The sequence below is a fragment of the Marinisporobacter balticus genome (genome assembly GCF_004345705.1).
In the GTDB taxonomy this organism is placed as follows: Bacteria; Bacillota; Clostridia; order Peptostreptococcales; family Thermotaleaceae; genus Marinisporobacter; species Marinisporobacter balticus.
Map to the genome: position 1 here is coordinate 25,518 of NZ_SLWV01000027.1, position 23,947 is coordinate 49,464.

At 33.2% G+C, this 23,947-nt stretch carries 25 protein-coding genes and 12 tRNA genes; 5 read left to right on the forward strand and 32 right to left on the reverse strand.

The genetic code is table 11. The annotated features are described in order from the left end of the window. Positions 1-59 precede the first annotated feature (59 nt). The 3 genes from EV214_RS14910 to EV214_RS14920 form a co-directional block, all read right to left on the reverse strand. Positions 60-1,361: a pyrimidine-nucleoside phosphorylase gene (locus tag EV214_RS14910; protein ID WP_132247169.1), complete on the reverse strand. Its 1,302-nt coding sequence runs from the start codon at positions 1,359-1,361 to the stop codon at positions 60-62. Position 1,362: 1 nt separating this feature from the next. Then, complete coding sequence (deoC, locus tag EV214_RS14915; protein WP_132247171.1) at positions 1,363-2,043, reverse strand: deoxyribose-phosphate aldolase; 681 nt, start codon at positions 2,041-2,043, stop codon at positions 1,363-1,365. Positions 2,044-2,293: 250 nt separating this feature from the next. Then, on the reverse strand, positions 2,294-2,401 hold the full coding sequence (locus EV214_RS14920) for a LacI family DNA-binding transcriptional regulator (protein WP_132247173.1): 108 nt from the start codon (positions 2,399-2,401) through the stop codon (positions 2,294-2,296). Positions 2,402-2,732: 331 nt separating this feature from the next. Between EV214_RS14920 and EV214_RS14925 the strand changes: the two genes are divergently transcribed. After that, the gene (locus EV214_RS14925; RefSeq protein ID WP_132247175.1) at positions 2,733-3,107 is read left to right on the forward strand and encodes a class II SORL domain-containing protein; all 375 of its coding nucleotides are present in this window, start codon (positions 2,733-2,735) and stop codon (positions 3,105-3,107) included. A gap of 289 nt (positions 3,108-3,396) precedes the next feature. Here EV214_RS14925 and EV214_RS14930 read toward each other — a convergent pair whose 3' ends face one another. After that, complete coding sequence (locus EV214_RS14930) at positions 3,397-4,608, reverse strand: uracil-xanthine permease family protein (protein WP_334295690.1); 1,212 nt, start codon at positions 4,606-4,608, stop codon at positions 3,397-3,399. 447 nt (positions 4,609-5,055) lie between these two features. On the opposite strand from EV214_RS14930, the gene EV214_RS14935 reads away from it, so the two are divergent. Beyond that, positions 5,056-5,355 (forward strand): hypothetical protein, encoded by a 300-nt coding sequence (locus EV214_RS14935; protein WP_132247179.1) that lies wholly within the window; start codon positions 5,056-5,058, stop codon positions 5,353-5,355. Positions 5,356-5,426: 71 nt separating this feature from the next. On the opposite strand, the gene EV214_RS14940 is transcribed toward EV214_RS14935, so the two are convergent. Next, entirely contained in the window at positions 5,427-5,777 is a 351-nt protein-coding gene (locus tag EV214_RS14940; protein ID WP_132247181.1) for a hypothetical protein, read from the reverse strand. Between the two features lie 238 nt (positions 5,778-6,015). Between EV214_RS14940 and EV214_RS14945 the strand changes: the two genes are divergently transcribed. Further along, a complete protein-coding gene (locus EV214_RS14945) occupies positions 6,016-8,883 on the forward strand; it encodes a penicillin-binding protein 1A (protein ID WP_132247183.1) in 2,868 nt (955 codons plus the stop codon). A 52-nt stretch (positions 8,884-8,935) separates the two neighbouring features. Here EV214_RS14945 and EV214_RS14950 read toward each other — a convergent pair whose 3' ends face one another. The 13 genes from EV214_RS14950 to EV214_RS15005 form a co-directional block, all read right to left on the reverse strand. Continuing rightward, the gene (locus EV214_RS14950; RefSeq protein ID WP_132247185.1) at positions 8,936-10,408 is read right to left on the reverse strand and encodes a spore germination protein; all 1,473 of its coding nucleotides are present in this window, start codon (positions 10,406-10,408) and stop codon (positions 8,936-8,938) included. Then, positions 10,362-10,970, reverse strand: coding sequence for a stage V sporulation protein AE (locus EV214_RS14955; RefSeq protein WP_165916402.1), 609 nt, complete (start codon positions 10,968-10,970; stop codon positions 10,362-10,364). Before EV214_RS14955 ends, EV214_RS14950 begins: the two co-directional genes overlap by 47 nt. Before the next feature lie 23 nt (positions 10,971-10,993). Further along, a complete protein-coding gene (spoVAE, locus tag EV214_RS14960) occupies positions 10,994-11,350 on the reverse strand; it encodes a stage V sporulation protein AE (RefSeq protein ID WP_132247189.1) in 357 nt (118 codons plus the stop codon). A gap of 18 nt (positions 11,351-11,368) precedes the next feature. Beyond that, positions 11,369-12,382 carry a stage V sporulation protein AD gene (spoVAD, locus tag EV214_RS14965; protein WP_132247191.1) on the reverse strand — a complete coding sequence of 338 codons (1,014 nt, stop codon included), beginning with the start codon at positions 12,380-12,382 and terminating at the stop codon, positions 11,369-11,371. A 14-nt stretch (positions 12,383-12,396) separates the two neighbouring features. Continuing rightward, positions 12,397-12,858: a stage V sporulation protein AC gene (gene spoVAC / locus EV214_RS14970; RefSeq protein WP_132247193.1), complete on the reverse strand. Its 462-nt coding sequence runs from the start codon at positions 12,856-12,858 to the stop codon at positions 12,397-12,399. 16 nt (positions 12,859-12,874) lie between these two features. Next, positions 12,875-13,051 carry a hypothetical protein gene (locus tag EV214_RS18830; protein WP_165916403.1) on the reverse strand — a complete coding sequence of 59 codons (177 nt, stop codon included), beginning with the start codon at positions 13,049-13,051 and terminating at the stop codon, positions 12,875-12,877. A 14-nt stretch (positions 13,052-13,065) separates the two neighbouring features. Beyond that, positions 13,066-13,482: a stage V sporulation protein AB gene (locus EV214_RS14975; RefSeq protein WP_243116684.1), complete on the reverse strand. Its 417-nt coding sequence runs from the start codon at positions 13,480-13,482 to the stop codon at positions 13,066-13,068. A 19-nt stretch (positions 13,483-13,501) separates the two neighbouring features. Beyond that, the gene (locus EV214_RS14980) at positions 13,502-14,125 is read right to left on the reverse strand and encodes a stage V sporulation protein AA (protein WP_132247195.1); all 624 of its coding nucleotides are present in this window, start codon (positions 14,123-14,125) and stop codon (positions 13,502-13,504) included. 264 nt (positions 14,126-14,389) lie between these two features. Beyond that, a complete protein-coding gene (gene sigF, locus EV214_RS14985; protein ID WP_132247197.1) occupies positions 14,390-15,163 on the reverse strand; it encodes an RNA polymerase sporulation sigma factor SigF in 774 nt (257 codons plus the stop codon). A 12-nt stretch (positions 15,164-15,175) separates the two neighbouring features. Then, a complete protein-coding gene (gene spoIIAB / locus EV214_RS14990) occupies positions 15,176-15,604 on the reverse strand; it encodes an anti-sigma F factor (RefSeq protein WP_207669702.1) in 429 nt (142 codons plus the stop codon). A 20-nt stretch (positions 15,605-15,624) separates the two neighbouring features. After that, a complete protein-coding gene (spoIIAA, locus tag EV214_RS14995; RefSeq protein WP_132247201.1) occupies positions 15,625-15,960 on the reverse strand; it encodes an anti-sigma F factor antagonist in 336 nt (111 codons plus the stop codon). A gap of 179 nt (positions 15,961-16,139) precedes the next feature. Then, on the reverse strand, positions 16,140-17,315 hold the full coding sequence (gene thiI / locus EV214_RS15000) for a tRNA uracil 4-sulfurtransferase ThiI (RefSeq protein ID WP_132247203.1): 1,176 nt from the start codon (positions 17,313-17,315) through the stop codon (positions 16,140-16,142). A gap of 1 nt (position 17,316) precedes the next feature. Next, positions 17,317-18,477: a cysteine desulfurase family protein gene (locus EV214_RS15005; protein ID WP_132247205.1), complete on the reverse strand. Its 1,161-nt coding sequence runs from the start codon at positions 18,475-18,477 to the stop codon at positions 17,317-17,319. Between the two features lie 491 nt (positions 18,478-18,968). On the opposite strand from EV214_RS15005, the gene EV214_RS15010 reads away from it, so the two are divergent. Further along, entirely contained in the window at positions 18,969-19,964 is a 996-nt protein-coding gene (locus EV214_RS15010) for an asparaginase (protein WP_132247207.1), read from the forward strand. A gap of 4 nt (positions 19,965-19,968) precedes the next feature. Here the strand turns inward: EV214_RS15010 and EV214_RS15015 are convergent, their stop codons facing one another. Further along, a complete protein-coding gene (locus tag EV214_RS15015) occupies positions 19,969-21,048 on the reverse strand; it encodes an HD-GYP domain-containing protein (RefSeq protein ID WP_132247209.1) in 1,080 nt (359 codons plus the stop codon). A gap of 236 nt (positions 21,049-21,284) precedes the next feature. After that, the gene (locus tag EV214_RS15020; RefSeq protein ID WP_132247211.1) at positions 21,285-21,650 is read right to left on the reverse strand and encodes a zinc ribbon domain-containing protein; all 366 of its coding nucleotides are present in this window, start codon (positions 21,648-21,650) and stop codon (positions 21,285-21,287) included. A gap of 115 nt (positions 21,651-21,765) precedes the next feature. Here EV214_RS15020 and EV214_RS15025 point away from each other — a divergent pair, with 115 nt between their 5' ends. Continuing rightward, complete coding sequence (locus tag EV214_RS15025) at positions 21,766-22,791, forward strand: ribonuclease H-like domain-containing protein (RefSeq protein WP_165916404.1); 1,026 nt, start codon at positions 21,766-21,768, stop codon at positions 22,789-22,791. Between the two features lie 15 nt (positions 22,792-22,806). Here EV214_RS15025 and EV214_RS15030 read toward each other — a convergent pair. The 12 genes from EV214_RS15030 to EV214_RS15085 form a co-directional block, all read right to left on the reverse strand. Then, positions 22,807-22,882, reverse strand: a tRNA-Phe gene (locus EV214_RS15030). Positions 22,883-22,885: 3 nt separating this feature from the next. Beyond that, a tRNA-Ile gene (locus tag EV214_RS15035) sits at positions 22,886-22,962 on the reverse strand. Positions 22,963-22,972: 10 nt separating this feature from the next. Then, positions 22,973-23,049 (reverse strand) — tRNA-Ile (locus EV214_RS15040). A 25-nt stretch (positions 23,050-23,074) separates the two neighbouring features. Then, positions 23,075-23,151: transfer RNA gene (locus tag EV214_RS15045), tRNA-Pro, on the reverse strand. A 31-nt stretch (positions 23,152-23,182) separates the two neighbouring features. Continuing rightward, positions 23,183-23,258 (reverse strand) — tRNA-Trp (locus tag EV214_RS15050). A gap of 5 nt (positions 23,259-23,263) precedes the next feature. Next, positions 23,264-23,340: transfer RNA gene (locus tag EV214_RS15055), tRNA-Ile, on the reverse strand. A gap of 6 nt (positions 23,341-23,346) precedes the next feature. Then, a tRNA-Ser gene (locus tag EV214_RS15060) sits at positions 23,347-23,437 on the reverse strand. A 5-nt stretch (positions 23,438-23,442) separates the two neighbouring features. Then, positions 23,443-23,531, reverse strand: a tRNA-Ser gene (locus EV214_RS15065). A gap of 5 nt (positions 23,532-23,536) precedes the next feature. After that, positions 23,537-23,612 (reverse strand) — tRNA-Lys (locus EV214_RS15070). Between the two features lie 4 nt (positions 23,613-23,616). Further along, a tRNA-Arg gene (locus tag EV214_RS15075) sits at positions 23,617-23,693 on the reverse strand. 5 nt (positions 23,694-23,698) lie between these two features. Continuing rightward, positions 23,699-23,772: transfer RNA gene (locus tag EV214_RS15080), tRNA-Gly, on the reverse strand. Between the two features lie 80 nt (positions 23,773-23,852). Further along, positions 23,853-23,927, reverse strand: a tRNA-Gly gene (locus EV214_RS15085). Positions 23,928-23,947 lie beyond the last annotated feature (20 nt).

Here is a 23,947-nt window from a genome sequence, read left to right on the forward strand (position 1 = left end):
AGTGAATTATTATTTACTTCACCTAAAAAAAATAACCCCTTCCAATAAGGGTCTATTTTCTATGCTATAATTTCATATATATGTTTTACTGGCTCTGGTTTCGTTTCACTGATGAAAAATGCCCCTTTAGCTGTTAATTCTGCTTGCTTATTTTCTTTTAAATTCGTATGCAAGATGCATAATGTTTCATCGATATCAACCTTATCACCAATTTTCTTATTAATCGTTATTCCTGCTGCATAATCTATTACATCACTTTTCGTTTTTCGTCCTGCTCCTAATAGCATTGCTGAGATTCCAATACTTTCTGCGTTAATAGCGTTTATATATCCGCTCTCTGTTGCTTTTACCTCGATGTGGTACTTTGCATTTGGAAGTTTACTTGGATTATCAACGACAGTGTCATCGCCACCTTGTATTCTAATCATTTCTTTTAGCTTTTCTATGGCTTTTCCAGACTTGATGATCTCGCTCAGTTCACTATATGCAGTATTAAAATCTTCAAATGCGCCACCTAACATTGTCATATAAGATGCTATGGTTAATGCTACAGTAGCTTCATCTTGTGAACCCTTTCCACTTAATACTTCTATTGCTTCCCTAATTTCATTTGCGTTACCTACTTCATGTCCTAGTGGTTGATCCATATTGGTAATAACTGCAACTGTCTTTCTGTTTAATGCTTCTCCGATGTCAACCATCGTTTTAGCTAATTCCTTCGCTTGCTCAACAGACTTCATAAAAGCACCCGACCCTACTTTTACATCTAGTACAATTGCATCTGCTCCTGAAGCAATCTTTTTGCTCATAATTGAACTTGCGATCAATGGGATACTGTCTACAGTAGCAGTTACATCTCTAAGTGCATATGTTTTTTTATCTGCTGGCGTTAGATTTTCCGATTGACCTACTATCGCCATTTTATGTTCATTTACATTAGTAATAAATTCTTCTCCACTTAGCTCTGTTTTAAAACCTTTTATTGCTTCTAATTTATCAATCGTTCCTCCAGTATGTCCAAGACCGCGTCCTGACATTTTCGCAACAGGAATACCTACAGAAGCTACCAGCGGGATTACAATTAAGCTTATTTTATCTCCTACCCCTCCTGTTGAATGTTTATCCACTTTTATCCCTTTGATTTTTGATAAATCAACTTGATCTCCAGAGTTTACAAAAGCAATCGTCAAATTGGATGTTTCTTCCTTACTCATTCCTTGAAAACATACGGCCATTAAAAATGCTGACATTTGGTAATCTGGTATCTCACCATTTGTATATCCCCTAACAATAAAATCGATCTCATCTTTATTTAGTTTTTCTCCATGCTTTTTCTTTTGAATCATATCTACCATTCTCATTTTAATTGCCCCCTTCCAAGCCCGCCTTTGCATCCTTCATTCCCTCAGTAATTATAATAGAAGCACTCGCTCCAATTCTATTAGCCCCTGCCTGAATAACGCGGTCTGCATCTTCTCTTGTTCTTACGCCCCCAGAAGCTTTAACACCCATATTCGGTCCTACCGTTTCTCTCATTAATTTCACATCCTCTATGGTTGCACCACCTGTTAAAAATCCTGTTGAAGTTTTTACAAAATCAGCTTCAGCTTCTTTGGCTATTTGACATACCTTCACTTTTTCTTGGTCATTTAAAAGACATGTTTCTATAATTACTTTTACAAGTGCTTTTCCTTTTGCTGCTTCAACAACTGCCTTTATGTCTTCTTTTACTACATCATATTTTTCATCTTTTAAAGCACCTACATTGATTACCATATCAATTTCCTCTGCACCATTTTCAATAGCCTGCTTTGTCTCAAAAGCTTTTACCTCTTTTGTTGTAGCACCTAACGGAAACCCTACAACTACACAAGTTTTCACATCGCTTCCTTCTAATGCTTTTCTTACGAATGAAGTATAATATGCATTTACACATACTGAAGCAAATCCATATTTTCTAGCTTCAGCACAAACTTTCCTTATTTGTCCTTCCGTTGCTTGGGGTTTTAATAAAGTATGATCAATAAATTCTTGGATTTTCATTTGAATCCTCTCCTTTTATTATGTAAATATTATAACTATATTTGACTTGATTTATCATATGTAATCGTTTACATTGAATTAAAAATGCAAATTGCATACTCTTACATTTGTTTTTTTATATATTTTTCTGATCCTTTTAATACAAGTTCTGGCAAAAGTGTCATTGTTTTGTAATTTCATAAGCATTCTCATACCTATAATCACCATAAAAAATGCACTGATCCCCTTTATGATCTCTCCAAAAAATGGATCATTTATTTCTGGAACGATAACCATACCCTGAATCATTTAAAACCCTTGATACTGTTGCACGAGACACGCCTACTTTTTTAGCAATATCATTTATTGTAACCGCCATTTTTGTTCCTCCTATACATTTGAACATATAAACGCGCATAATGTTACCGGTTCCATGCTAATTATAAACGATTTTTCTATGAATTTCAATGTACGCCGATCCTCTCTCTTTTTTTCCTATAGCCAGCAGTAATAATCCTATTAAAATTATAGTACAGCGCACCCTCTATCATCCTAAGTTTATTTAGGGATACCTAAAAATAAGTTTTCTATATTCCTTATTTACTACGTAAAAAATAAAAATTTTATAAATAAAGTGTTATTTTTAAAAAATTTGGGTATATATATAAAGCAGATATTAATAAAAAATCAAACTTAAAGGAGAATTTTATATGGATGGATTAAAACAAATGATACAAAGTGGAGATTGGAAAGGTGAAAAGCATGTACCTGTCATTCATGCTCCTGAAAAGATCACCTCTGATACATTAACAGAAATCAAAATTTCTATCGGTGATGCAATTAAACATCCCAATACATTAGAACACCATATTGCATGGTTTAAGCTCTTCTATTTGCCAGCTACCGGAAAGTTTCCTATAGAACTTGGTACTTATGAATTTAGAGCACATGGAGAAGGTAATGCTTTTACTGAACCTTGTGTATCTACAAATGTAAAATTACAAACTTCTGGTATCCTTTATGCATTAAGCTATTGTAATCTTCATGGTCTTTGGGAAAGTTCAAAAGAAATTGTCATTGAATAGAACAAAGCCCTAAATTAATAAATCATTCTGAAAATCAGATTTTAGATACAAGATATTAAATAAGACAATTACCGGTATTGAGCGCTTCTATCCTTTTACGGATAAACGGTATCGATTTGTATTAATCATTTTTCATCAAATATGGCTGAACCCTTTATTGGGTTGTTTTTTATCTATTTAATTATCCATTATTATATCAACAATGATTTCTCTATGAATTTTTTTTATGGTCTATTTTATATGTTTCAATAATCAAAAACATCCCTCTATAAGAAGGGATGTTTTTTGATTATTTATTTTTATTGAGTAGTGCATTTAATGTTACACCTACGATTGCTGCAAAGCTTAAACCTGTTATTTTTACGGTTGATGTAATAGGAATTCCTATTGGTACACCTAAATGCTTTTCAATCGTAGAAGCGCCAAGTCCTAATATAAGAACTGATGCCATAACCACTACATTCTTCATATTAAATGCTACTTTACTATTTTTCATCGTCTTTACGCCAATTAATGAAATCATACTAAAAAGCATTAAACTGATTCCACCCATTACAGGCACTGGAATGGTTCTTAAAAAACCGCCAATTTTTGCAACAAAGCCTAATAGGATTGCAAATACTGCAGCCATTCTTAATATAGCAGGATTATAATTCTTCGTGATTGCTAAAACGCCTGTATTCTCACCATAGGTAGTATTTGCAGGTCCTCCTATAAAACCTGCGAATAAGGTTGCCAATCCATCTCCTAAAAGCGTACGATTTAAACCTGGATCTTCAATGAAGTTTTTTCCTACTACTTGTCCGTTTGTTGTAATATCCCCTATATGTTCCATAAATACTGCAAGTACAACAGGTGCAATCATGGCAATAGCCCCCATTTCAAACTTTGGCAGTGAAAAGTTTGGCACTGCAACCCATGGCACTTCTTTCATAACGCTCATATCAACAATGCCTATTTTAATAGAAATCAAGTACCCTACTACTACACCTATTAAAATAGAAAGTTGCTTTGAAAAGCCTCTTCCTTTTAATGTAATTATCAGTGCTACTAAAAGCGTTATCCCTGCAACCATATAATTTGCTTTTGCCATCCCATATGCTACAGGTATAAGATTTAACCCGATTACTATAATCATGGGCCCTACTACTTGAGCAGGTAAAAATTTCTCTATTATATCAACACCGACTTTTTTAATCACAAAAGACATGGCTACATATAAAAGTCCCGCGATAATAATTCCACCTTGCACATATGCCAAATCTCCATGGTACATTTCTTTAACCGTTAAAATAACAGGAATAAATGCAAAAGATGATCCTAAAAAAACAGGTACCTTTCTTTTCGTAACTAAATGAAATATTAGCGTTCCTATTCCAGCTGCTACTAGTGCTACAGATGTATCAAAACCTGTAAGTATAGGTACCAAAACAGTGGCTCCAAACATTGCTACTAAATGCTGCATTGCTAAAATCACTTTCTTTACTGATTCTAAACCCATCTCCTCTTTTTTTGCATTTACATTTGATTTACCTAATACATTTTCTGACATAAAAAAACCTCCTTTGGATTTTCTCAGGAGAAAGTATCCTACCTTTTCTCCCTTTTTCAGCCTCTCTGGACCAAATTAAAAGGTAACATTTTTAATAATAAAAAACTTCTTGTCTACTGACAAGAAGTTATGCATATAAAAAACATAAGCATATTTCATCATCTTGCCAGTCTCTCTGGACTGAATTAAAGACTCGTTTTAAAATTCCATGTAATTATATCATCTTTTTTTATCTTATGCAACATAAAACAAAGTCCACTTATACTGTCACAAACTTTATTTTTTGATATCTTTTAAGGACATTTTTATTTAAAAATGTTATAATAATAGTCGAATTGAATTTTATAAAGACAGAAGGAATTTATTTTTTATTTATTCCTTAGAAAGGATCGATCTATGGATAATTTAAATCAATTTGTAAAATATGTTAAGTTAGACGATGAAAAGAGAATTTTAATTGCTTTACAAAATCAATTTGAATCTTATTTACAAGATCTCAAAATAAGATCAATGCTAAAAGATGCTGCTTCATCTTTATTGAAAGATGATTTTATCGAAGTTGAAATTGGCAAAAACATATGTAGGATTACTGTAGCAGAAGGTTCTGAAGAAAAAAACTTAAACCTTGTAAAAACAGAACTTGTAAAAGGCCTTGAGATGGCTATGGCTTTCTTTTCACAAATGAATCATCAATAAAAAGCTTGACATTTTTTCATGTCAAGCTTTTTATTGGTCTAAATTGATCATAGAAAAGTATCTATTTTTTTCTATATCCGCTTTAAAAGTCTCATTTCTACACAATATTCTTGTTTTTTTAAATCTATATAGTGATTTTTATAATCCATTTCAAAGTTCATAATAGCAGCATGTATATCCATATTCCTTAATATATGAATCGTACAATGATCATGATTTTTCAAAGTACAAAATCGAATCATTATTCCTCTTACCATAGAAAATTGAAGTCTAGGCTTTAAATATGGCACGCCATCCTCTAAATATAAATTCAAGGTTCTATTTTCTATAGGAATGAGTATGTCCATATCATTATCTTCTTCTCTTATTGTCTTTATTTCAAAATCATGTTCAATATATAAATTTCCTTTTTCGTATTTCATTTTACCTTCTCCTTATCACAAGTTTTAACTGGCTTTTTATAGTAGAAAATTTATTTGAAAAGATCTATAATGATCATAACAAAAAATAATATAATTCACAAATCTGTCTATTCTATATTCACATCAATAAAATGAGTCTATTTTTTAATTAACATTCCCTTATTCATATGATATAATTATCTATAGTTATGTCCAGTTTTTTTACTTTTTTCTTTCTATATTTGGGAGGGGATTTACTTTGACAGAAAATAACGAACGTAAACCGAACCGTTCGAAAAAGAAGAAGAAAAAGAAAAAAATAAGTATTATAAAAATACTTATTCTTATCATCTTATTAACTACCTTTATTGTAGGTGGTGTACTATTTGGATGGGTTTTCGCAATGATAAAATCTACGGATCCAGTAGATTTTAGTAAAATGTATACTTTGCTTGATGAAAATTCATTTATTTATGATAGTGAAGGCAAAATTATTGAAAAAGTAGAAAGCGAAGGTTTAAGAACAATTGTAAAATATAACCAGATTCCAGAAAACCTTAAAAATGCTTTCATCGCCATCGAAGATCAAGATTTTATGACCCATAATGGGATTAACCCCAAAAGAATTGTAAAAGCATTATGGGAAGATCTTAAAGCTGGTAGCGCTGTACAAGGAGCTAGTACAATTAACCAGCAATTGGTTAAAAATCTTTATTTATCAAATGAAAAAACGATTGAAAGAAAAGTAAAAGAAGCCTATTATGCCATTCAAATGAATCAAAAATTGACAAAAAATGAAATTCTTGAAGCTTATTTAAACACCGTATACATGGGTAGTGGTGCAAATGGTGTACAAGGTGCTGCATACACTTATTTTTCAAAAGACGTAAGCGAACTAGATTTAGCAGAATGTGCACTCTTAGCAGGTATCGTAAAAAATCCTTCTAAGTATTCTCCATTAAAAACACTCAAAAAAGAAGATGTTGATCCAAATAAACATTTTATTATAGACGATAGTGATGAAATTTATACAATTGTCTTTGATGAAAGGTATAAGCCTAGACAGCAATTGGTTTTAAAAATAATGAAAAATGAAAACAAAATTACAGATGAAAAATATAATCAGGCACTTAATGAAGATTTGAAAACTCACTTGAAACCTGGAAAAAAGCAAATTTATGGAATTTCTTCTTTCTTTAGTGACAAAGTAAAAAGTGATGTTTTAGAAGCCCTTATGCAGCAATTAGACCAAACAGAAGAAGAAGCAAGCAATATGTTATATAATAAAGGGCTTCGAATTTATAGTACCATAGACTTAAATATACAAAAAACGTTAGAAGCAGCCTATGAAGATAGTAAAAATTTCCCTAGTATAAAAGCTAGAAAAGATAGCGCTGGTAATATATTGGCTAAAAAGAATAATACTGTATTATTATATAAGTATACGAATCTTATCAATACTAGTGAACAATTAGTCATTCCTAAAGTGGACTATCAATACGATCAAGAAGGAAATTTAATTCTTTTTAAAGGAAAACGATTAAATTTTACACCCTTATATGAAGATGGCATAATGAAAGCCATTCAACTTTCTGTAAACGATGCTTATAAACAAAATGAACAAAAAGAAATATTAATGTTTAAAGGACGTAGTGTAAAAATCCCAAGTGAATACAAACGATATGATGATAATAAAAATGTTGTTGTTAGTAAAGAATTCTTCACTGCTAAGCCACAATTTTTCTCAAAAGATGCAAACAATAATCTGTTAATTGCAAAGGAAGACTATTCTATTAGTAGTAAAGGTGTTGTACAACCGCAATCTGCAATGGTGATTATGGATCAGCATACAGGGGATATTAAAGCGCTTGTTGGTGGTAGAGAAGTTAGTGGTCAAAAATTATATAATAGAGCCATTGCGCCAAGACAACCAGGTTCTTCTATAAAACCGCTCGCTGTTTATACACCCGCTCTTGATAATGGTTGGACAGAAGGTTCTATTGTAGATGATGTACCTCATTACGACAATAAGGGTCGCTCATGGCCTAGAAACTGGGATAGAAAATTTAGAGGATTATCTACATTACGCGAAGGTCTTCAGTGGTCTATGAATGTTATGTCTGTAAAGATTGCTGAACAAATAGGTGTCCAGACTTCTATAGATTATTTAAAAAAAATGGGGATCACTACAATCAAAGAAAGTGGTGCTTATAGTGATATGAATCTTTCGGCTATGGCCCTTGGAGGTATGACCCAGGGAATTAGCCCACTCGAGATGGCTGGTGCTTATGGTGCCTTAGCAAATGAAGGTGTCTATATCAAGCCAAAGTCATTTATAAAAGTTACAGACCGAGATGGAAATGTTATTTTAGAAAATGAAAGTTATAAAAATTTGGTTGTCAGTCCTGAAGTTGCATTTATTGTAACCGATATGATGAAAACTGTTGTAAGTAGTGGAACAGCCCACAGAGCAAAATTAAGCAATCCGAACATTCCTGTTGCTGGAAAGACCGGTACGACTTCAGATAATTATGATGCTTGGTTTGTTGGATATACCCCATACTATGTTGGTGCTGTTTGGATTGGAAATGACCTTCAAATCGAATTAGACGGTAAAGCTGGAACAAAAAAACTAGAGCTTTGGAAAAAAGTAATGGAAGAAATCCACAAAGATCTTCCTACAAAAAATTTTATAAAACCTAAAAATGTTATTTCTGTCCAAATAGATACAGAAAGTGGGAAGCTTCCTACTGATCTTAGTAGGCGTGATCCCCGTGGTACTATTGCCAGTAGATACTTTGTTAAGGGCACAGAACCTAAAACCTATGATGATGTACATATCGAATTAGAAGTAGATACAAGCACAAATAAGTTGGCTACCCCTTATTGTCCGCCAACATTAATAGAAAAACGTGTATTTACAAAACGACCTGTACCATATGTCCCTGCTAACAATGGCGGTATTGTTCCAGGTGATTATATCTACGAAGCACCTACGGAGTACTGCCCCGATCATAATGAATTTACAAATGCACCAATAGATATTCCTACTGATCCATTCTTAGATAATAATAATGATGAATTTCCTCCAGTAGATACTGAATTTCCTCCAGTAAATCCTGAATAAAATCCAATCATTAGTACACCCAAATAAAAAAGAAGGCACTTTGCCTTCTTTTTTATTTGGGTGTTTCATCCTTTGGTGGTGCAGCATCTCTGTCTATTGTATGTAAAAAATCTGGTCGGTACCGTACTTCTGGAATAGGTTTACGGAATAACACTGTTGCGAGTCCTCTTTTGTTAAATGGAATCAATGGCCATAAATATCTTACACCACCAAAAGATTTCGTTGTAAATAATACAATAAATGTAACTAAAAGCGCCCCGAAGAATCCTATCCCTTTAAACAATCCAGTTGATATGAGTAAAATCATTCGAAAGATCCTTATAGCCATAGAAAACTCAATACTTGGTGTAGCAAACATACCAATACTTGCAATAGCCATATATAATACAGTCTCTGGAATAAACCATCCAACCTTAACAGCAAATTCACTAAGAATTAATCCTCCTATGATCCCTAAAGATGTCGTCAAAGCGTTAGGTGTATGAATAGACGCGATTCTTAAAATATCAATCCCTATTTCTAAAATAACAAATTGTAAAAACAAAGAAATTTCTCCAGTTTCCTTTGGTCCAATAAACTTTAACCAACTAGGCAAGATTCCTTTATTATAAACTAAAACTAACCACAAGGGTGGTACTATATAAGATAAAACCATAGCCATTAACCTGATCCATCTCATATATGTCCCCACTGCTGGATTTTGATAATAATCTTCTGCATGTTGGGTAAAATGAAATATGGTCACTGGTAAGATCATCACACTAGGTGTTGTATCCACCATAACAATAATATGCCCTTCAAATAAATGGGTAGCAGCCACATCTGGTCTTTCTGTATATCTTGCTTGAGGTAACGGATTCCAGTTTCTTCCCAAAATAAATTCCTCTAAAGTTTTTTCTGCCATCTCTAATGCATCTGTATCAATCTGATCTAATTTATCCTTTATCTCTTGTACAAGTTTTGGATTTGCAATATCTTCTATATATCCTACCACAACATCTGTTTGTGATCTTCGCCCTACTTTGGTGATCTCAAATCTAAGCTTAGGATCTCTAACTCTTCTTCTTATTAATGCAGTATTAAAAACAATCGTTTCTGTTAATCCATCTCTTGCGCCTCTTGTCACTCTCTCTAAATCTGGTTCTTGCGGTCCTCTAACTGGATATGTTCGTACATCTAATATGATCCCCTCTTCTTCTCCATCTAGTAAGATAGCTAAAGCCCCTGAAAGAATCATAAATTTAATTTGCTCTATATCTTTACTTGCCTCAACCTCTAAATAAGGAATCTTTTGTTTGATTAATTTTTTTATAGCATCTCTTCTAAAATCTTTTTCATCTATATTCTGGAGAATTTCCATTACAAAAACCATAATATCATCTTTTGCAAAACCATCAATGAAGAGTAATGACGCATTTTTATCTCCTATTATAATTTCGCGGTTTACAACATCGAAACTTTTCTCAATACCTAGTTCTTCATCGAGGATTTCTAAATTTTCCTTTAAATTCCTCCTTAGTTCCATTTAAATAACCACTCCTATTTAGTATTTCTTCCATGGCTTTTGTGATAATCGGTGCACCAATTTCACAATCATCTTTTCCATCCATTTTTCCAATGTCTCCAATACCAACGATTACTGGAACATTACATTTATCAATAATATCTACTGTATCCCCATATAGGATTTCCCCTTTGTTTGGTGCTCCAGCTTTATTAACAGAATCTTTAATGATTTTTCCATCACAAGTTATTGAACAATCTATCTTAACCCCTTCTACTCCTTGTGTGTTTGAAGCTACAGCAATCACACCCAAAACTTCAATATCTGGATGATTTGCTATTTCATATAAAGCCCGTTCCCCCTCTGCTGTACTTGGAGAGCCTTTATCATCTACCATCACTACCACAGGATCATATTTTGCACTTTTTATTAATTCTACAATTTCTGCTCCTTGTATAGGTGTTGGATTTCCTCCTGATCGTGATATGCATCTTGCACCAATGTTTTTCACTGCTTTTTCAACAGCCCTTTGCGCAACGGAATCTCCGTCTGTAACTAAAATTACATTTCTTTTTTTCGTCATCATGATAATCCTTTCTTAAGTTATTATTTCTTAGATTTTGGATTAAAAATTAATGCCATTAAATAACCAAATACCACTGCTGCTGCAACACCTCCTGCACCTGCCTCAACCCCTCCTGTAAAAGCGCCAAGTATACCACTTTCCTTTGTAGCTTTTATGGACCCCTTTGCCAAAGTATATCCGAATCCTACTATAGGTACCGTAGCTCCAGCTCCTCCAAACTTGACAATAGGTTCATAGATGCCTAAAGCGGTTAATATTACTCCTGATGTAACAAATAAAACAAGTACATGCGCAGGTGTCAGCTTTGTTCCATCCATCAATAGTTGACCAATCACACATATTGTTCCGCCAACAATGAATGCACGAATATAATCCATATATATTTTCCTACCCTTCTATCCATTTACTATTGTTACAGCATGTGCAATACCTGGTATACTTTGTCCCTGTTGTGCACTTGTAGTTGATAACAATGCACCCGTTGAAATCAATAGTACATTATTTAAATTCTTTTTTATCATTTCTTTATAAATATATCCACAAAATACACAGGCCGAACATCCACATCCACTTCCTCCTGCATGGGTATCTTGGGCTTCATTATCAAATATCAATACACCACAGTCATTGTATACTTTCGTTATATTATATCCTCTGTCAAATACCATTTCTTCCGTGATCTCTTTGCCTATAGCACCCAGATCCCCTGTTACAATCAAATCATATTTTTCTGGTCTAAATCCTGTATCTTGAAAATGTGCAATCATTGTATCTACGGCCGATGGTGCCATAGCAGCCCCCATATTATTGACATCTTTTATCCCTAAATCTACCACTTTTCCAGTCGTTACATGGGTAATCTTTGGGCCATTTCCATTTGTTGATAATATGGCTGCACCCGAACCTGTAACAGTCCATTGGGCTGTTAACGCTCTTTGATTTCCATGTTCTAGTGGAAATCTATATTGCCTTTCTGCAGAACTAAAATGGCTAGATGTAGTCGCAACTAAATAATCTGCGTATCCTCCATCAATGATCATTGCACCTAAACTTAATGATTCTGCCATCGTTGAACATGCCCCGTATAATCCAAAAAAAGGTATTCCTAAATCTCTAGCTGCAAAAGAGGTGGACATGAGTTGATTGAGTAAATCACCTGAAAGCATATACTCCATATCTACAATGTTCTTATCTGATTTTTGTATTGCACGTTTTACAGATTCTCTTAATATCTTGCTTTCTGCTAATTCCCAACTATCTTCTCCATATAAATCATCGGATAAAATGTTATCAAAATAACTTTTTAATGGTCCTTCCCCTTCTTTTGGTCCTACAGTTGTTGCTGTAGCAACAATATATGGAGGATTTTCAAACTTTACCGTTTGCTTTCCTATCTTTTTTATTGCCAATGTGTTCACCCTCCCTATTTGCCAATAAACAAATATATCAGTCCCACAAGGACAGCACTTGTAAAACCATAAACTAAAACGGGCCCTGCCAAGATAAACATTTTTGCACCTATACCAAATATATATCCTTCTGTTTTAAATTCCATTGCTGGAGATACAATAGAATTTGCAAAACCTGTAATAGGAATAATTGAACCGCCTCCTGCTCTTTTGCCTAATTTGTCATAAATTCCCACGCCTGTCAAAAATGCACCCAGAAAAATTAAAATAATTGAAGTAGCTGTTCCTACTTCCTCTTTCTGAAGCCCGATAACTTTTAACGTATTCATAATAAATTGTCCACATATGCAGATGATCCCCCCAACTAAAAATGCCCATATTGCATTTTTAAAGAAATTTGGTTTAGGGCTTTTTTGTTTTACATATTGATTATACTTACATTGTTTATGAAAACGCTCTTTTTTCGTATTTTCCATAAAATAAAATCCCCTTCTAAAAACTTTTTTGATGTTTGATATGGTCTAAAGTTGATTTTATATCCCCATTTAATAAACTTTCTTCTATGCACAATGTTTCGATTTTTTGTCTTCTTTCTTGGTCTTCTACATTATCAAATCGCATTGAATTTATTTTAGTACATGGATAATGTGCTTTTTTCATCATTTTCATCATTTTCATCCTTTCTATTTATTTATAACCGTCCAGTAGATGAAGGATCCAATCACTTTTCCCCCTGCTAATGCAATAAAAAGATATTTTATATAATCATGCAAACCAAAGCGATTTATGATGACAGGAATAACATTGGTCACTTCAGTCAACGCAGAAGCCAACAAACCAACAAATGTTCCCATCAAAAAACCAATGATGACTACCATTATTTTACCTAAATGAATATGGATACTCAAAGCAGCTAGTACCGATATAAATGTAACTGTAACGGCAATTGTAACCTCATACACTTTTATATAATTTTCCGTATTGGTTAGTTGTGCAAGTCTTGGCACAATATCTAATATTGTTAGGAATGCAATGAGTGCCGTTCCTACCATAGCACCTTCAGAAAACCCAATAAAAGCTGTGAAAAACCTAAGTAGCACGCCCTTCACCAACCTATCTCTATTGATCTTCCTCTGTATTCTTTTGATGATTCAATATATACCCATCCATACTTTTTCGATATGAAGCCATTTCTACTTCCATAGGGCTTGGTTCATCACTAAAACGCTTTGGTAATATATGATTAAAAAACACCGCCATACCAAAACCAATCCCTAAAGAATATGGAATTTGAAGAATTAATGGTCTATTTTCATCTATCCCTGTAATCATTTTATAGATTTGTTTATGCGATTCTTGCATATTTATATCTGCATGAAAATTCATTAGTGCTAAAGCAGATCCTACAAAAACTACTGTACATACAATTATAAGTCTACATAATAACCATATTTTTTTCTCTTTTTTTTCTTTTTTTTCAATTTTCATGAGTATTTCAATCTCTCCTATAGGAAAGAGCTTTGTATTGGGATAACGTTGCACAATTTTTTCCATGATTGTTAAGACTGAAACAATAATATGTCCTCGGTCATCCTTTGGTATCTCTAAAACTTCTATGTCTAATACATCCTCCCTTATATCCTTATCTGTTAATATAACAGCTAAATCTCTTACGAATACTTTACTTTCTTGTACTATATTTACATTATCTTTTAGTTGTATATAGATCTCTTTTGTGAACATCTCTTCACACCCTTACATCATTAACATCTGTAGTATATATAATTACCAATTTAGCCTTTGTATACTTATTTACTTTTGGTTTATTTATAAATATATAGAATGAAGTAAAGACAATCATTAAAAGGAATAATGTTAAGATAATATATTTTTTTTGCAAATGCATACTATCACCTCTTAAAAATCTTTACTTTTAGTATTCTCCATTCATAAAAGGATCATTCTTTAAATTTTAGTAAAGAATTTTCATCATAAAAAAGACATGGTTTACCATGTCTTCTCTAACAATTCTTTCATTTCTCTCAATATTTTTTTTTCTATTCTTGAAACTTGAACTTGAGAAATTCCTAATGTTTGTGCAATTTCTGTTTGTGTTTTATCTTTAAAATACCTTAAAACAATAATGGTTCTTTCTCTTGGTTTTAACTTTGAAAGAATTTCTATCAAAGCAATTCTATCTAGTACTTCACTTTCATCCTGCGTTTTTGTTTCACTAATTTTATCAATTAAATGTACTGGTGATCCATCATCTTGATGAATCACATCATATAGATAATCTGGTTGCATATTTGAGTCTAGTGCCATTACAATTTCCTCTTTTGTAATATCTAATGTATCAGCTAGCTCCTGCAATGTTGGCTCTCTTCCAATTTTTTTAAACAGAGACTCCTTGGTACTTTTTACTCTTGCAGCTGTTTGCTTTAAAGAGCGACTCACTTTTATCATCCCATCATCTCGCAAAAACCTTTTAATTTCTCCAATAATCATTGGTACTGCATAAGTTGAAAATCTTACATCATATGTAAAATCAAATTTTTCTATTGCTTTTATAAGTCCTATACATCCTAACTGATATAAATCTTCTTTTTCATATCCTCTATTTGCAAACCTTTTTAATACACTCCTTACAAGACCTAGGTTATGGCTTACCAAAATGTCTTTTGCATTTTCATCCCCTGTTTGCGCCTTTTTTATAAGATCAATGGTTACTTCATGATTAAGTATTTTATTTTGGTCCCCAGATAATACACTCATACCCATGTTATCTACCCCTTAGTTTTCACAACTTGCAAATCTTTTTACCATTCTTACCTTCGTTCCAACATCCTTTTGCGATTCAATTTCAATGATATCCATGAATGTCTCCATCACGGTAAACCCCATTCCAGATCTTTCAAGCTCTGGTTTTGACGTATACAATGGTTGTCTAGCCTGCTCTACATCTTCAATGCCTTTTCCATTATCTTCTACAATGATTTCTATTTCACGATCTTCAATCCTACACGAAATGCTAACAGTACCATCCTTTCCTTCATATCCATGTATAATGGCATTTGTAACGGCCTCTGATACAGCTGTTTTTACATCAGCTAATTCTTCAATAGTAGGATCTAATTGTGAAGCAAAAGAAGCTACTACAACCCTTGCAAATGCCTCGTTTTGCGATTTACTCATAAACTCTACTTTCATACTGTTTTTCATCATCAATATTCTCACCCCTTTTACAGACTCTCTATTGCGTCATTCCTATTCTCAAATTTCTTTACGATATTAAACAATCCTGACATTTTAAAGATTCTTTCTACACGTTTGTTCATATTAATAACTGCAGCTTGTCCACCTGATTTTTGTACCTTTTTATATCTACCTATTACTACACCAATCCCTGAACTATCCATAAAATACATGTCTTTTAAATCAAATATAATATTTTTTATATTTTTACTATCTATTTGTTTATCTATTTCTTCTCTTATTTCTTCTGCTGTATGATGATCTAATTCTCCATCTACCTTAACAATTAAATGATTCTGAATTGTCTCAAACTGTATATGCAATCGTATCCCTCCTTATTATTGTTTCCTCTATTACATATTCTTTAATATAATTCTTTTTCCTTTGATGAAAATTGACTAGTTTTGTAATATGTGTGATTTTTTATAGAAATCAATCTTTAGTCAATATAAAAAGAAAGTGCCAAATTTTTTATTCGTCACTTTCTTTTTATATTTTTTACTTATTCTTCTATAGATACATGAATAACTTCTATATTTTCTACAGCTTCTTCAACAAGTCTTTGAACATCTAAATTACTTTCAGATTTCAGCATTTTATCAAGTCTAGGCTTTGTCACAGGTCTCCTAGGTAAAAATACAGTACAGCAGTCCTCATGTGGTAATATAGACGTCTCATATGTATTTATTCTTTTTGAAATATCTATAATATCAACTTTATCCAGCGCAATAAGGGGTCTAAATACAGGTAAATCTACAGCATCATTTGTTACCGTAAGTCCTTGAATTGTTTGGCTAGCAACTTGACCAAGGCTCTCTCCTGTAACCAATGCGTTACATTCTCTATTTTCTGCAACTTTTTCTGCTATTTTCATCATAAATCTTCTAGATAAGATCGTCATCTCTTCTTCTGGGCACTTTTCATTAATTTCTTTTTGTATAGGCAATAAATTCACACAATGAATACGAATATTTCCACAGTATTTCGCTAGGATTCTTGCTAAATCAATCACCTTTTCTTTTGCCCTTTCACTTGTAAAAGGGTAGCTGTGATAATGAACGGCTTCTATGTTCATTCCTCTTTTTGCCATCATCCAAGCTGCCACAGGACTATCAATTCCTCCTGAGAGGAGAATCAAGGCTTTTCCATTTGTTCCTAGCGGTAGCCCTCCATGTCCTGCAATCTTCTTAGAATAGATATAGGCTTTATCTCTTATGTCTACATATAACATTAAATCAGGATTGTGTATGTCTACTTTCAAATCTTTACTATGCTCTAATACATATCCACCCACCATTCTTGATATTTCTGGAGATTTCATTTTAAAGCTTTTATCTCCTCTTCGACTTTCAACCTTAAACGTTTTTATCGTATCCTCTTTCATTCTTTTTTTCATATGTTCTAAAGCTGCCTCATAAATAACATCCAGATCCTTTTCAAATCCATAGGCAGGACTTACTGACACAATGCCAAACACTTTTATTACGCGCTCAATAACCTCATCTTCATCATATCCATCCATATCGACATACACCAATCCACCGCCTTGATGTACCCTTAATTTCCCTAAATCCATTAAATTTGCTTGTATATGCTTCATCAATTTTTTCTCAAAATATGATTTATTTAATCCTTTTAAAGCAATTTCTCCATATCTTACAATTAACACTTTCTTCATTTTAACACCTCTTCATAATATTTCGTATATATTTTATATGTTTTTTTAGTTTGTCCACAACATAGTCTATTTCTTCTAGTTGATTGTGATAAGAAAAGCTGAATCGAATAGCCCCATCGATCTCTTTATCTGAAAGTCCCATTGCTTTTAGTACATAGCTTTTTGAATGTTTCTTAGATGAACAAGCAGAGCCAGTAGATACATAGATGCCATCTTGTTCAAGACTGTGTAATAATACTTCTCCTCTTATTCCTAAGAAGCTAATATTCGCAATATGCGGTGCACTACCTTCCTTCTCAAAACCGTTAATTTTTATATCTTCTATTTCGTTTTTAACAAGCTCAATAAATTTATTTTTAAGATCCCACATTTTTTCTAATTTATTGTCCATATCTTCATATAGTACGTTCGCAGCTTCTCCTAATCCTAGGATTCCTGGAACATTTTCAGTACCTGATCTTATTCCTACTTCTTGATTTCCTCCATGGATTAGTGGTTTTATTTTAAAATCTTTCTTTATATATAATCCTCCAACCCCTTTAGGTCCATGAATTTTATGTCCACTTATAGATAAAAGATCTGCACCAATTTTTGCAGGTGTAAACAAAATTTTCCCAAAAGATTGTATAGCATCTACATGAAATGCTGCCTGCATACTACGTTCTTTAATCAGTTTTCCTATCTGCTCTACTGGTTGTATGGTACCTGTTTCATTATTAACATGCATCATACTAATTAAAATCGTTTCTTCTGATAAGTGCGCTTTCAATTGTTCTACATTTATTTTCCCAAATTGATCTACATCTAAATAGGTTACTTCATAACCTTTTAATTCTAAATTTTTATACACATTTAAAACAGACGGATGCTCAATTTTTGTAGTAATAATTTTATCTCCTTTTCTTTTTTTAGATTCTACAGCGCCAATGATGGCCATATTATTTGATTCAGTTCCTCCAGAAGTAAAAATTATTTCTTGTTCCTTTGCACCTAATGCCCGCCCTAGCTGTCTTCTAGCATTTTTTATTAATTTCTCCACTTCTACACCCTTATGATGCAGTGATGATGGATTCCCATAATAATCTGTAAGTGCTTTCATCATTATATCCACTACTTTTTTATTCGGTTTCGTCGTAGCGCTATTATCTAAATACACTTCCATATTCAACATCTCCATTGTAATAATATTTGTCTATATCTTTCCATATTTTATATGAATCTATGACCTTTGTAAAGTTTTTTACGCTAAACTTATTATTACCTTCTATGGCAAAATACCCTACACAAAATGGATATGTCCTTATTTCTATAGAAACATTTATTTCGAAAAAAAATGTAGAAAAATGTCACAAGAACACTTGCTATTTTTGTCGGATTTTGTTATAATTTGTTTAGTGGTTATCCCCCTGATAACCTCAATAATATAATATCTATTCCCAATACCCCTTTTGAACGTAAATCAACAAAAAAACCAGTCTCGGCGGCTGGTTTTTTTGTGTTCTAACAAACATACTCAAAACAATTTTTATTTATTATAGCCATATTCATTTGTATCTGTTAATATATTAAATAGAATGCTTGTTTCTTTTTATACTAGCTTATTTGGTACATTTTTATTTGGCCTATACTAATTAATATAAGGAGGAATCTTTTATGAAAAATACAAATAAAGTTGCTGTTGTTTTTACAGGTGGGACAATTTCTATGAAAATAGACCCTAGAATATCCGCAGCTATTCCTGCACTATCTAGTGAAGAGATTATGTCTATGGTAACAAATATTGATAAATATGCGGATATAGAAGTTGTCAATTTTGATAGAATTCCTGGACCTCACATGACACCCAAAAGAATGATGGCGTTATCAAAAACTGTAAAACAGTTGACTTTGCGAGAAGATATCACAGGTGTTGTTGTCACACATGGAACAGATTCACTTGAAGAAACTGCTTACCTACTAGATCTAACCATTAGTAGTGCAAAACCCATTATTGTTGTAGGTGCTATGCGAAATAGTTCTGAATTAGGCTATGATGGCTCAAGTAATCTATCTGCTGCTATTTGTACTGCTATTTCAGAACATGCAAAAAATAAAGGTGTCCTAGTCGTAATGAATAATGAGCTAAATGCTGCTAGTGAAGTTACAAAAACACATACCTTAGCCCTTGATACCTTTAAATCAATGGAATTCGGCCCTTTAGGAATTGTAGATAATGATGAAGTAATTTTTTATCGAGACATTACAAGACATGTCTATATAGATACCGAAAAAATTGAAACAAATGTGGATTTAATTAAAGCTGTTGTAGGCATGGATTCTCGGTTAATAAAATTTTGTGTAGATTCAGGTGCTAAAGGAATAATTATTGAAGCAATGGGAAGAGGTAATGTTCCTCCAAAAATGGTTGAAGGTATTAAGTACGCCATAGATCATAATATAATCGTTGTTATGGTATCTAGATGTCCTATGGGAAGAGTTCTTGACACCTATGGCTATGAAGGAGCTGGAAGATCGCTGCGTAACCTTGGTGTCCTTTTAGGTGGTAGCTTACCTGGACAGAAAGCTAGAATTAAACTTATGCTAGCCTTAAGTACAACCACAGAAAGAGACAAAATAAAAGAAATCTTTGATAAAGGATTTTATCAATAAAGAATCAGGACACCTGTCCTGATTCTTTTGCTAATACATCCATTATTTTATATTCATTGGATTTATTTAAATCTATAAATCTATTACCAACTTTTACAAAAGGCCTTGTTGGTATTTGTTTATTAATAAGTATGATTTCCCCTATTTCTCCTGTATTTAGTTTCACAATATTTCCTACATAAAATTTTGAAATCTGCCAAAGAAATTTATTCGAAACATATGGATCTAGTATGCCAAATCGATTTTTAGCAATCAATTCTGCAACTTCAAAAGGTGATTGTTTACTTTTATAAATTCTTTGAGATGTCATAGCATCAAATATATCTGCAACTGCTATAATTCTAGCAAATTCATGGATTTCATCTCCTCTTAGTCCTGAGGGATATCCACTGCCATCCATTCGTTCATGATGCTGGAAAACACCACAGCATATATCGAAATTTATTTCATCTTGGTCTTGTAGCATTTCATACCCTAAAGTGGCATGTGTTTTCATAACATTATATTCATCTAAAGATAATTTTCCTGGTTTGTTTAAAATTTCTGTCGGAATCTTTGATTTTCCAATATCATGTAGCACCCCTGCTATAGATAAATTATTTAAATCATCTCCACTATAACCTAGCCATTTCCCTATCATTGTAGATAGAATACATACATCAATAGAATGCTTATACGTATAGTCATCTACGTTTTCCACGCTCCTTAGACGCCCTAATATATTATTATCAGTCATTATTTCTTCCATCAAAGGAGAAATAGCGTTTCGTATGATTTCTGATTCAATTTTTTTTCCTAAGCTTACTTCCTTATAAACAGTTTTAAAAGCAGATAAGCTTTTGGTATATTGTTCTGTTAACTGCGCATCTATTTTTACATGAAACCTATCATCTGCTTCTTTACCAATAGGTTCTTCATCTTTCTCATCTACATAAACATACCTTATTTCCATATTTTGAATACGCTCAATATGCTCTTCTGTTAATATTGTTCCACGTGTTAAAAATACTAGCTCATATTTCCCAATAATATCTTGTAGTAGTATCATCCCTTCTTTAAGCTCTTGTATATTTATAAATCTCATCCTACAAACCTCCTTTCAAATATATCCACTTACTTTCATGATATATTTCGACATATTTATACTATTTCTTTAATAATACTTCATTTTTGTGATAAAGCTTATCATATATTTAGTAAGCAATATGCATCTCATAGCAGAGTTAAACTGCTTACTCATGAGTTTTATGATGGATAAAGCAAATAAAACTTAGCATACACTGAGTAAGTGAGCTATATATAATCAAGGATTTCGATAGTCTACTTAATTTTATGCCCGCATTTTGGACAAAAGTTTTCTTCATCTTCTATTGGCTCTCCACAAATTCTACAATATTGCCAACCTTTTATTCTATTTAAACGTGTCTTCATTCTATGCTTTTCTTTTTCTAATCTTTGAATTTCTCCGCACTTCCCTTTAATTTCTGCTATAGGCATATTATTACTATTGCTTAAGAAATATTTATATACCAATTCACCTATATATAACTTTTCTTCTTCAATATATGCTTCAATGTTTTTTAACTCTATATTTAACTCTGTCATTTCAATAATTTCATCTGTTTTTTGAGATAAAATTTTTGTGCCTGATGATACCTTATTTGCCAACTTATCTATAAAATCCATAGAATTCACTCCCTTCTTATTATTAATATATTCTTTTTACTTAAGAAGCTACATTGATTTTTAAGTGTATGATATATTATAATATATTGACACACATACGATAGGAGTTGATCTTTTGGAAATTCTAGAATACCATCTTGAAGAAACACTAAAACTACCTAAAAACCTTGAATTATTATTAAACAGTTCAAATTTTGCCATTTTCGACATTGAAACAACCGGTTTAAGCCCTCGTTTCAATAACGTTATACTTATTGGTCTTTTGTATATAAAAAATAATCATATTGTGATAGAACAATTTTTTTGTAATAACCGAAAAGAAGAAATTCAGTTACTAACTTCCTTCAAAGAAAAGATTCAACAATTTGATTTGTTGATTGATTATAATGGAAATGCTTTTGATATTCCTTTTTTAAATAAAAGATTTTTATTAAATAGCATTGATTATTCTATTGGATCCTATAAAAGTATTGATCTCTTAAAATTGATAAGAAAGGTTCAAAAAAATTTATCTATTGCAAACTGTAAGTTGAAATCGATAGAACAATATTTGGGCATTCATCGGAGTGATCAAATTTCTGGAAAAGACAGTGTTTTGTTATATGATCAATTTGAGGAACAGCAAAGTAAACATCTAAAAGATATCATTCTTCTTCATAACTATGATGATCTATATTATTTAAGCAAATCCTTAATCATATTAGATAGTATTCGTTATGAAAAAATTCTTCAGTGTTTTCCTCAGGTTCTGCATATAGCTGGAGGTACAATATGTTATATCACAAAACAATTCATTAAGAATGGATCTTTCCATTTAGAAGGATTTTACCAGAACAAAGATATCGCTGACTATATTTTTTATGAAAATAGCTTTGACTTTCAGTATACGCAAAAGTCTAATACGTTTTCAATAAAAATTCCATTATATAAGGGAAGCCTTTCTACTGGTTCCAAATGCTTATATATTGATACCCATGATTTTCCCTTTCATTATGACCATAAACACTCAAAGCTTTCTATCCCTGAAAATATTATTCTATTTAAAGAAAATCAAGATATAAAAATAGAGGAAATTTATTCATTTGTATCTATTCTCATTATACATATTTTTAGAAAAATGAAAAAAAACACATTCTTATAGGAATGTGTTTTTTATTGGTGCCCAGAGGCGGAATCGAACCACCGACACGGGGATTTTCAGTCCCCTGCTCTACCGACTGAGCTATCTGGGCATATGGTGGGCCTTCAGGGATTCGAACCCCGGACCTGCCGGTTATGAGCCGGACGCTCTAACCAACTGAGCTAAAGGCCCCAATATAAATTGGTGGGCTTGGGAGGACTCGAACCTCCGACCTCACGCTTATCAGGCGTGCGCTCTAACCACCTGAGCTACAAGCCCAAAATGAATTTAACATAATTTCTTTTGGTCGGGGTGGCAGGATTTGAACCCGCGGCCCTCTGGTCCCAAACCAGATGCGCTACCAAACTGCGCTACACCCCGATTAAATAAATATCCATATTCTATTACAAACTGGCAGGGGTAGAAGGACTTGAACCCTCGGCACGTGGTTTTGGAGACCACTGCTCTACCAGCTGAGCTATACCCCTAAACTTGGTGGGCCTTCAGGGATTCGAACCCCGGACCTGCCGGTTATGAGCCGGATGCTCTAACCAACTGAGCTAAAGGCCCCTGTTTTGGCGGAGAAGGCGGGATTCGAACCCGCGCACCAGTTACCCGGTCTAACGGTTTAGCAAACCGTCCTCTTTAGCCTCTTGAGTACTTCTCCATACTTGGCGGAGAGGGTGGGATTCGAACCCACGGTCCCTTTCGGAATCACTGGTTTTCAAGACCAGCTCCTTAAACCGCTCGGACACCTCTCCAAACTTGGTAATTCATCCGCGACTCAAACGCGGAATACATTGATTAAAAGTCAAGAACTCTACTAACTAAGCTAATGGATCAAATTGGCGGGTCCACAGGGATTCGAACCCCGGACACACGGCTTAGAAGGCCGTTGCTCTATCCAACTGAGCTATGAACCCTTATTTGGAGCGGATGATGGGAATCGAACCCACGCTATCAGCTTGGAAGGCTGAAGTTCTACCATTGAACTACATCCGCATGCTATAATTACCAAAATTCTATATTTCGTTTGATTGCAGTATTCATCAACCTCATGTTTCTGAGTTTACTTCAATTACTGGAGCGGAAGACGAGATTCGAACTCGCGACCCTCGCCTTGGCAAGGCGATGCTCTACCACTGAGCCACTTCCGCATAATTTCTTATGTTGAATT